The sequence below is a fragment of the Candidatus Zixiibacteriota bacterium genome, from assembly GCA_026397505.1.
In the GTDB taxonomy this organism is placed as follows: domain Bacteria; phylum Zixibacteria; class MSB-5A5; order GN15; family PGXB01; genus JAPLUR01.
This window is the reverse complement of record JAPLUR010000100.1, coordinates 1-9,042: the sequence shown is the minus strand read 5'-3', so window position 1 is coordinate 9,042 and position 9,042 is coordinate 1. Positions and strand designations below refer to the sequence as shown.

Here is a 9,042-nt window from a genome sequence, read left to right as displayed (position 1 = left end):
ATAAAATATTTCTTCAATTCCGGTATTGCCAATGAGGATGGCGGCGAATTTTCCAAGCGACATGTCAAGCAGCGAATTGAAGAGATTATCCATGGGGAAGACCCGGAAAAACCGCTCTCGGACCAGGAAATCTATCAAAAGCTTCATGAAGAAAAAATAATGCTGGCTCGCCGGACGGTAACCAAGTATCGGGAAGAGTTGAAAATCCTCCCGGCTCGATTCCGGAAGAGAATGGTCTGAGGCGATGACTGTCTCCCCCCAGCGCTCCGTCTGGTACCGAGAATAGGAACCGATGATTTATAGGAAGAATCAAATTCAATGGATCGCAATCTCGCTCTCGAAATTGTCCGCGTAACCGAGGCGGCCGCTCTGGCCAGCGCTCAGTGGGTCGGGCGCGGCTCCCAGATGGATGCGGACCGGGCCGCCGTTACGGCGATGCGCCGGTCGCTCGACAGCATCTATTTCAAAGGAAAAGTTGTCATAGGCGAAGGGGAGCGGGATGAAGCTCCCATGCTTTATATCGGTGAAGAGGTCGGCTGCGGAGCCGAACCCGAGGTAGATATTGCGGTGGATCCGCTGGAATGCACCAATTCAGTCGCCTATGGCCGCCCCAACGCCCTGGCTGTCATCGCTATTGCCCCCAAAGGACAACTTCTCCATGCCCCCGACACCTATATGGAAAAAATCGCCGCCGGTCCCAAAGCAGCCGAGGCCATTGACCTCAGCCTCTCGCCCGAGGAAAATATCGGCCGCGTGGCCGAGTGCCTGGGATACAAAATTTCCAATCTCACCGTAGTTATTCTTGAAAGGGAACGCCATAGCGATCTCATTGCGCGGGTGCGCAAGACTGGCGCCCGAATTCATTTGATTCCCGATGGTGACGTTTCTTCGGCCATTGCCGCGGCGCTTCCAGATAGCGGGGTCGACCTTCTGCTGGGTATCGGCGGTGCTCCTGAGGGGGTTCTGGCGGCGGCGGCCTTGCGCTGCATCGGCGGAGCGATGCAGGGACGCCTAGTGCCGCGCAATGTTGAGGAGGTAGAACGAGCCAAACAGATGGGGGTCATGGATATCAATAAAATCTTTACCGTGGATGAACTCGCCTCCGGAAACGGCATTATGTTTGCCGCAACCGGAGTCACCGATGGAGACCTTTTAAAAGGAGTAATCTTTCATCCTCATGGCGCCGTCTCGCAATCGCTGGTGCTCCGGCAGAAATCCGGAACCAGAAGATTTATTCGGACCGAACATCATTACAAGGATGCACCGGTCTATTAACAATAACATGAAAGGAGTTAACAGCGATGAACATCGAAATTACCGCGAGGCATTTTGACCTGACTCCGCAGCTGAAACAGAGCATTGAAAAAGAGGTGATGGGGCTCACTAAATACTTTGAAAATATTATTTCCGCCGAGGTTATTCTGGACGTCGAAAAATACCGCCAGACGGTCGAAATTAAGGCCCGGGTTTACAACGCCGTCATCACCGCCAAGGGTGACTCCAATGATATGTACGCCTCCATAGAAATGGCGGTCGACAAAGTCAAATCCCAGCTCAAAAAACACAAAGGGAAACTCAAAGAGAAACGCCCCGAAAAGATCGATGCGACGGTCAAGAAAGTCACCAAACCGCAGACTAACGAAGATGAGGTCGACGTTTAAAGCTGACGATTATATTGATAGCTTGAAGCCCTCCCGCTCCGCGGGAGGGCTTTTTATTCGAAAGACAGAAATCGAACCGGTAAATAGCCGGCACCGGTTCTTTATCATATCCTGCCCCCCTAAGCCACATCTATGAAAACGAATTCCGACAATTCGGCCGCCCGAAATCTCAATTCCCCCTCCGTCACGATGCGCGCCTGATCTTTGGCGTGGAGAATCTGACCATTAATGGAAATTTCCCCCTTTGTGAGATATAGAAATCCTCTCCGCAATTGAGCCAGATTGAACTTGATTTCGATTCCCGGTTCCAGCGCGGCCAAATAAACACTTGCATCCGTCTGGAATGTCACCGTGCCCGGCAGCCCCTGCCCCGAGGCCACCGGCATAAACCGGTTCATGCGTGATATGCCCTCAAAACTCTTTTGATCATAACTCGGGATTGTCCCACGAACATCAGGGTAAATCCATATCTGATAGAAATGCACCGGCTTTTCGGCCGGGTTGAATTCGGAATGGGTGAGGCCGGCGCCGGCCGACATTCTTTGCACCTCCCCGGCTTTTATCACAGTTTTATTCCCCATGCTGTCCTGATGACTGATTACCCCCTCCAGAACAATGGTTATGATTTCCATTTCGTGATGAGGATGGGTGGGAAATCCGGTCCCCGCCTCGACTATATCGTCATTAAAAACCCGCAAGGCGCCAAACTGGATATTATTCGGGTCATAATATTCGGCAAAAGAGAATAGCCGGTAGGTCTTCAGCCATCCGATATCGGAATAATGCCTTTTTTCGGCCGGAATAACTTGTATCAATTGTATATTTCCTGTTCTTAGGTCTTTTCCAAATGATACGGAGATATATGCCTTTTTTGCATTTCTTTCGATAAGCTGGTCCCCGGCAGGAGAAAGTATAAAATCGGGAAAAATATTCCCACCTATATTATTGAATTCCAATATTGCAGCATCTGAGCGGCCTCGCAACAGAACGAGCGCATTATGGAAGATATTCGAAATTCTCTTAAACTTTTGTGTATCCGTTACCTGAACATGGTACGTTAGGGTGCGGTACGCATTTTGCTTACTGCACTGTACTAAAAATAAGAGTCTCTTAGCCCATTTTTTACTTGACAAATCCCCCTATATTCGGTATAATATACTTGGGTAAGTAGGCCAACCATTTGGATAGGGAGGATGCGGATGATACCAGTTCTAATTGAATCACTGACAGCGTAGCTATTGAAATAGTTATTGCATCGTCGTTTGCGTTTTAGCTCTGATTTTCTGAGTAAACAGTAACTCAAAACCACTTATGGTTTTGGTAACCTAATCCTGCGCCCTTTGCGAGACGCAGAAGAGATTGTAGAGGTGATTAAAATGAAAAGAGTCATCATAATGGCAGTGATAATCCTATGCGTCACTGTCTGGGTCGATGGGTCAGCAATTGCAGCAAGGGTATCCCAGACGTCGGCGAATAACCAGAGTGTTTTGGGTTCCATTTATGGGGCAGAGGCAGACATACCGGATTATCCCCGCCCAACAACATCGCCGGCCGGTGATACAACGATATTAAAGTCAGGTGGGACAATAACTATTGGGCCTGTTCCCCACAACGGAATGAGAGAAATCCCTTGGACTGACATTGAGTCGCCAGGTACTGGTTCAAATGGAGTTGAAAACATAACAAATTCTGCCAATCCGACCTGTTTTGCGGTAAATGCTTATTTTTGGTTAATAAGCGCTTTATGGTGATTGCCATGGTAATAGTGAACGAACATTCATCACTAGAAAAAATCCATAACCTGGTTGAAACCAGAAATTATGGTCAGGCATTGGAGGAGCTTCATAAACTAAGGACTGATGAATTTGATGCTGTTACCTTGGGACATTATTATCGCCTGTTGTCAGCCGTTAACTTGTCCTTCGGCGACTATAATGAAATGTGGATAGATAAAGCCATAGAAATCCTGAAAAACACCGCGGCAAACGGATTATATGCTGATGCAACCTATGTCAAAGCAAGGATAAAAATAGCCAGGGGATTATATCAGGATGCCATAGAACCGCTTATTGAGGCCTACGCTGCTTTTCTCAGAGCCGATGACAAGCAAGGAATGGCAAAGGTTTTGAATAGACTATGCTATGTACATGTCATTTCAGGGAATCTTGAAGAAGCCGCCGAGAATAGTAAGAAATGCATCATACTTTTCCAGAAAATCGGCAGTGATGCCGACGAAAAAGCAAGCAGGAGAAATCTGGCCCAGATTCATATTGTATCAGGTGCTTTTAAGAAGGCATTGCAGGTTCTTGAAAGCCTTAAGCTGGAATTGTCTCCATCGGACCAGACATATCGCTGCCATTTCTACCTGGCTCGTGCCGCTGTTCAAGCCCTGCAGGGCGATACAAAAGAAGCCCTGGCGACAATTTCCGAGATAGATTTACTATCAACAGAACTGAAGCGGGAAAAAGCCCTCTATTATGAATATTTCGGATGGATCCAGATTCTCGATGGCATATTCGACCAGGCCGAAAAGACGCTCCTGACCGGGCTGGACCTGTCTCTTCAGATTGCTCCGGAATCATCCCTGATCTCACAGATCAAACGCCTTCTGGCGGATTGCTGTCTCGGCCGCAAACAGTTCGACCAGGCGCAGAAATATGCCGAAGAGGCCCTGGCGGTGGCTGAGAAAATCGGGGAACGGGTTGAAATCGCTGCCTGCTACCGGGTCTTTGCACAGGTGGCCGAGCACCACCGGCAGGGTGAGGCCGCCCGGCAGTGGTTCAAGAAAGCTATCGACCTGCTTTCCATGATCGGCTCCCGGTATGAATTGGCCCTGACCCGCTATCTGGCGGCGATATCGGGAGTATATGAAAACGGCGAGCGGCTGGCGCTTCTTTATCTGGCCAAGGAATACTTCGAGGCGGAAGAGATACAACCTTATATCGAGAAAATTCTTACCCAGCTGGACACCGCGCCTCCTCCGCCTTTCGCGTTGAAGCATTCCTGCCACGATTGCCCGGTCTTCATCGCCCGGCATCCGCTCAGCCGCAAGATTCGAGAACTGGCCGAGAATGTTGCCCGTTCCGGCATGACTATTCTTCTGACCGGCCCCACCGGCTCGGGCAAAGATCAATTGGCCACGTATATCCATTTTTGCTCCGGCCGAAAGGGCAAGTTTGTAACAGTCAACTGCGCCGCCATTCCGGATAGCATGGTCGAATCGGAGCTATTCGGGCACTGTCGCGGCGCTTTCACCGGCGCCGATCATGACCGGATCGGCCTGCTGGAGGATGCTGACGGCGGGACATTCTATCTCAACGAAATTGCCGATAGCAGCGCGGCTTTTCAGGCCAAACTTCTGGAGGTTCTCGAAACCAGAAATATTCGGCCTCTGGGCGGCAACAGTACTCGCTCGATTAATGTCCGGTTCATAGCTTCCACCAACCACGACTTGACCGAAAGCCTCCGCAATGGCCGCTTCCGCACCGATCTGTATCATCGTTTGAATGAAATACCGATTACTCTTCCCTCTCTGGCCGAGCGCCCCGACGATATCCCGGCGCTGGTGCGGCATTTTCTCACCCGCTGCAATCCGGATTTCTACGACAGTTGCAATTCCGATGACGTCAAACAGCTATGTCAGGTCCTGACCCGGCGTGATTGGCCGGGCAATGTGCGGCAATTGAAGGGCGAAATTGACCGACTGTTGCTGATTTCAAGCGGTGACTTAGCCAAAATGCTTGAGCTTATCAACGATAACCGTCTCTCCGAAAAAGATCTCCTCCTTAAAACCCTCAATGAGACCGGCTGGAATCGCCGCAAGACCGCCCGAATCCTCGGCAAGTCCGAGGGGTGGGTGCGGTCTCATATAATGAAGTACGGTCTCTCACCGAAGGCGGCTGCGTAACTTACGCACCTTATTAGCCCCATCCGCGTAAGTTACGCACCCCAATCGAATCCCCTTCTATAGTGCTTTCACTCTAATTCAATCTATCTCCTTCAATATCATCACATTTGTCATTTCATTCTGCCGCCACTTCTGCAGGCACACCGGTTGATTAACACCCCATCGGAGTGTGTTGATTGACGATGAAGAGAGACCAAGAAGACAGGAGGTGTGTCATGAATACGAAGGGCGTTTTCAATGGGGTAGAGCGGTTCATCTTGGTGCCGGCGGCAATCCTGGTGCTCTGGAGTTTGACCTGCGGTGTGACAGACCCGCAGAGAGCATCTAAAGAACCGGTCAAAGAAACAGTCATTTTGGCCCGAAATGCATATAGTCATGGTTCTTTGCCCAGATTCGCCCCCAGCCTCGGATGGTTTGATCCGGCCACAGAACTTCTCAATCTGATCGATACAAATTCACAATCCAAGCGGATTTGCCCCTATTCCCCGGATAACGATCGTCTGATCGGCGCCTCGGTCTTCTTCAATCTCTCCGATTCCACTTTTTTCTATGAGCTCATATTTATCAGACAGCGAAACACCGGGGCTGTCTCGCCAGGATTCCATTTCATCAGGAAATTCATGAACCCGCAAAGTTTCGAAATTATCTATGAAGAAGATAATAAAGGTCTTACCGCGGAAGACCTGAATGTCTTAACCGAACACTATTCCTTTAAGGGAGGTGAAGAAAATGATTAAGTCAAAGTACGTTTGGATGGCGCTCGCAGTGCTGGTGACTTTTTCGGCCTCAATGTTTATCAGCATGAATTCGCAGGCAGTTGCTCCTGTTTACGGTTCCGCTGACGTGACAAACATCACAATGGGGGATAACATGAATCCGCAGGAGGCGACGCCGGACACTATCTGCCCCAAGACTCCTAGCGAAGTCATCGCATTTCAGAATCTCTGTCTGCAGAAGTGCAGTAACGGGCAAAAGGGGCCCCTGTGCGCGAAATGCAAGAAGTGCCTCTCAGTAGCGCCGCTATTCTAAAGATTGCGAAAGTCTACTCTTTGGCGCCTGCACGAACGACGAAAAATGGAGACCCGGTATGGAATTTATCGGGTCTCTTCTTATTCAAGTCGGGAAATGATATGAATCTCTGCTGCCAATCGACAAAAGCCTACATCTTTTTTACTACTTTTCCGGGCGGCATATCCTTGTATGTTCGGCCGTCATCATGGCATCCCGAGCAGTCCGGCTTGGCATTATATTTTCTATTGGCATGACAATCGGTGCAATCCATCGCCAGATGTGTCTCGTCCAGTTCCAGACCGGTCGCGGCATGCTCAAAATTATCCTGATTCCATCCGCCATGACAGGCCTCGCACTGGTTGCTGAGTCTGGCGATTTTCTTCCCCGTCGGATGACAGGCCTGGCAATCCAGCCGGTTATGATATCTGTTAAGCGCCCAACCGGTGCTTTCATGCGAGAAAGCCGGGCGTTCACGATTATCGTGGCACTTCTGGCATTTGTCCTGACGATGGCAATCGTTGCACATGCCGTGTATCTGCTGTTCACTCTTCACCAGGGCCGCCGGCTTTTGCAGGTCATGGCAGTAACTGCAGTTCTCTTTCTTGTGGCAGTCAACACATCGGAGCCCGAACAGGACAATATGCTCTTTATGCTTGAAAGTAACAATCGGACCGCTGGTCAAAGGCGTATGATAAACCTTGTTAGACGGTTCCGTGATTATCGGGTGGGCAGCCCCCATAATATCGGTCGTATCTGACGCCCCGGATGCCATCGCTTTCCCCTCTGTCGGTATATGACATAAGACACACTTCGTGTCATGACTCCATTCCCGGTGGCAGGAAAGGCACTGCCGGTGATAGGCGCCTTTCAGGCCCGGCTGACGAAGGTTGTTCGGGTTGGCCTGGCCGCCGTGACAATCCTTGCACGGCTGTATCTTATCGGTGGGACTATAGTGATGACAGGTGCTGCATTCCCCCCCCATCTCGGCCATTCGGGCATGCCGCTTATGATTGAAATGAACCGGTTGATAGAGGTCGGCCAGGTCATCCAGAAGCATCGAATCGGGCGCCTCGGAAAGCTTATGATCGTTGGCCGCATGAGACAACGGAAGGCTGGGACAGGCCTTCAGACATTTATTTTTTATGGTTGGATTGTCACACGAATGACAGGTTTTGCAATCCATCTTCGACATTTCCCTTATCGAGGGAACATCGGCAGAGGAAAATTGGAATAGCCCGAAAACAACCATAAGTGAGATAAACTGGAGTAGAATTAATTTGCGCTTGAACATATTACTTCACCCTGCCTAAACTGGTCTGCAAATCATCACTGCGAATCTCCTGTCTGATCGCCTCGCTGATCGGCGTCGATATAACCGGAAAATTCATCACGACCAATCGATAAACCAGAACCAGAGCGCTGATCAGGCCGATGGTCACCAGAACTTCATAAGGCGAGGGGAAATAAGACTTCTCCGCATACGGCGGCTGATATGCGACCAGAAATACATTTATCCGATTGAAGGCAACTCCCAGAATCACCAGTGTAGCCGAAACAAACAGCCCCCGCACCGATTCCCGAACTTTTTTTATCGATAGAAGGATAATCGGTAAAATCACCCCCAGGGAGATCTCGATAATATACATCAGCGATCGAAACGAACCCTCCAGAAGATATGGCCAGGCCTCTCTTATGGTCAGGTCGACCACCTTGGCCACCAGATAAACACCCAGCAGAATGGGCGTATAACGGGCCAGCGAGGAAAGAATCCGTTTCTCCGGCTTCAACCCGAACGAGCGGGAAGCCAGAATCGATTCAAATATCACCATCGGGAAACCGACCGCTATGGCTGAAAGAAGAAACAGAAGCGGCGAAATCGGCGTGTACCAGAGGGGATGCATCTTGGTTGGGGCGATAACCATAAGGGTTCCCAGTGATGATTGATGCAGGCAGGAAAGAACGACTCCGGCAATGATAAAAAGGAATATAAATCGACCCAGAGTTTTGTCAGCCAGAGATAGAGCCGTTTCCCCCAGGCGGTTGAAAACCGCCGGCACCCCGGGGAGCTTCACCCTCCCTTTGATCCGTTCCACCGCAATCGGCACAAATTCGATATAGAGGACGGTCAAATAAATCATCACGCAAATACCGACCTCAAATAGAACCGAATTCCCCTGCCACATCGAGGGAAGCATCGGGTGCCAGACATTGTAATAGCGACCGAGGTCGGCCAGAAGTCCGATAACTACAAAAGTATACCCCAGCATGGCGGTCAGAAGCGCCGGCCGCACCACCACGTGATATTTCTCTTTATGGAAAATTTCGACCAGAGCCGCGGTTGTGAATCCGCCGGCCGCTAAAGCGACACCCGAGGCGACATCAACCGCGATCCAGAGACCCCAGGGATATTGATCGGTAAGATTGGTGGCCGAGCCCAGTCCGAATAGAAGACGATAGGCGTAG

9 protein-coding genes are annotated in these 9,042 nt (G+C 50.2%); 6 read left to right on the top strand and 3 right to left on the bottom strand.

Features of this window, described 5'->3' with window-relative positions; genetic code table 11:
* From NT002_10265 to raiA, 3 genes are all read left to right on the top strand, one after another.
* Positions 1-240 (top strand): RNA polymerase sigma-54 factor (locus NT002_10265; protein ID MCX6829647.1); only part of this gene is annotated, 240 nt, incomplete at its 5' end.
* 78 nt (positions 241-318) lie between these two features.
* Entirely contained in the window at positions 319-1,275 is a 957-nt protein-coding gene (gene glpX, locus NT002_10260; GenBank protein ID MCX6829646.1) for a class II fructose-bisphosphatase, read from the top strand.
* A 26-nt stretch (positions 1,276-1,301) separates the two neighbouring features.
* A complete protein-coding gene (gene raiA / locus NT002_10255) occupies positions 1,302-1,661 on the top strand; it encodes a ribosome-associated translation inhibitor RaiA (protein ID MCX6829645.1) in 360 nt (119 codons plus the stop codon).
* 119 nt (positions 1,662-1,780) lie between these two features.
* On the opposite strand, the gene NT002_10250 is transcribed toward raiA, so the two are convergent.
* Positions 1,781-2,476, bottom strand: coding sequence for a pirin family protein (locus tag NT002_10250; GenBank protein MCX6829644.1), 696 nt, complete (start codon positions 2,474-2,476; stop codon positions 1,781-1,783).
* 561 nt (positions 2,477-3,037) lie between these two features.
* On the opposite strand from NT002_10250, the gene NT002_10245 reads away from it, so the two are divergent.
* The 3 genes from NT002_10245 to NT002_10235 all read left to right on the top strand — a co-directional run bounded on the left by NT002_10245 (position 3,038) and on the right by NT002_10235 (position 6,305).
* Entirely contained in the window at positions 3,038-3,412 is a 375-nt protein-coding gene (locus tag NT002_10245; GenBank protein ID MCX6829643.1) for a hypothetical protein, read from the top strand.
* 5 nt (positions 3,413-3,417) lie between these two features.
* Complete coding sequence (locus NT002_10240; protein MCX6829642.1) at positions 3,418-5,568, top strand: sigma 54-interacting transcriptional regulator; 2,151 nt, start codon at positions 3,418-3,420, stop codon at positions 5,566-5,568.
* 215 nt (positions 5,569-5,783) lie between these two features.
* Positions 5,784-6,305 (top strand): hypothetical protein, encoded by a 522-nt coding sequence (locus tag NT002_10235; protein MCX6829641.1) that lies wholly within the window; start codon positions 5,784-5,786, stop codon positions 6,303-6,305.
* Between the two features lie 422 nt (positions 6,306-6,727).
* Here NT002_10235 and NT002_10230 read toward each other — a convergent pair whose 3' ends face one another.
* On the bottom strand, positions 6,728-7,870 hold the full coding sequence (locus tag NT002_10230) for a cytochrome c3 family protein (protein ID MCX6829640.1): 1,143 nt from the start codon (positions 7,868-7,870) through the stop codon (positions 6,728-6,730).
* 1 nt (position 7,871) lies between these two features.
* Positions 7,872-9,042: Ni/Fe-hydrogenase cytochrome b subunit (gene hybB / locus NT002_10225; protein ID MCX6829639.1), on the bottom strand; the 1,171-nt coding region annotated here is incomplete at its 5' end.

What these genes read in the sequence shown, in the direction of transcription:
- glpX (MCX6829646.1), top strand. Translation starts at nt 319, where the DNA reads ATGGATCGCAATCTCGCTCTCGAAATTGTCCGCGTAACCGAGGCGGCC.
- raiA (MCX6829645.1), top strand. Translation starts at nt 1,302, where the DNA reads ATGAACATCGAAATTACCGCGAGGCATTTTGACCTGACTCCGCAGCTG.
- NT002_10245 (MCX6829643.1), top strand. Translation starts at nt 3,038, where the DNA reads ATGAAAAGAGTCATCATAATGGCAGTGATAATCCTATGCGTCACTGTC.
- NT002_10240 (MCX6829642.1), top strand. Translation starts at nt 3,418, where the DNA reads ATGGTAATAGTGAACGAACATTCATCACTAGAAAAAATCCATAACCTG.
- NT002_10235 (MCX6829641.1), top strand. Translation starts at nt 5,784, where the DNA reads ATGAATACGAAGGGCGTTTTCAATGGGGTAGAGCGGTTCATCTTGGTG.
- NT002_10230 (MCX6829640.1), bottom strand. Translation starts at nt 7,870, where the DNA reads ATGTTCAAGCGCAAATTAATTCTACTCCAGTTTATCTCACTTATGGTT.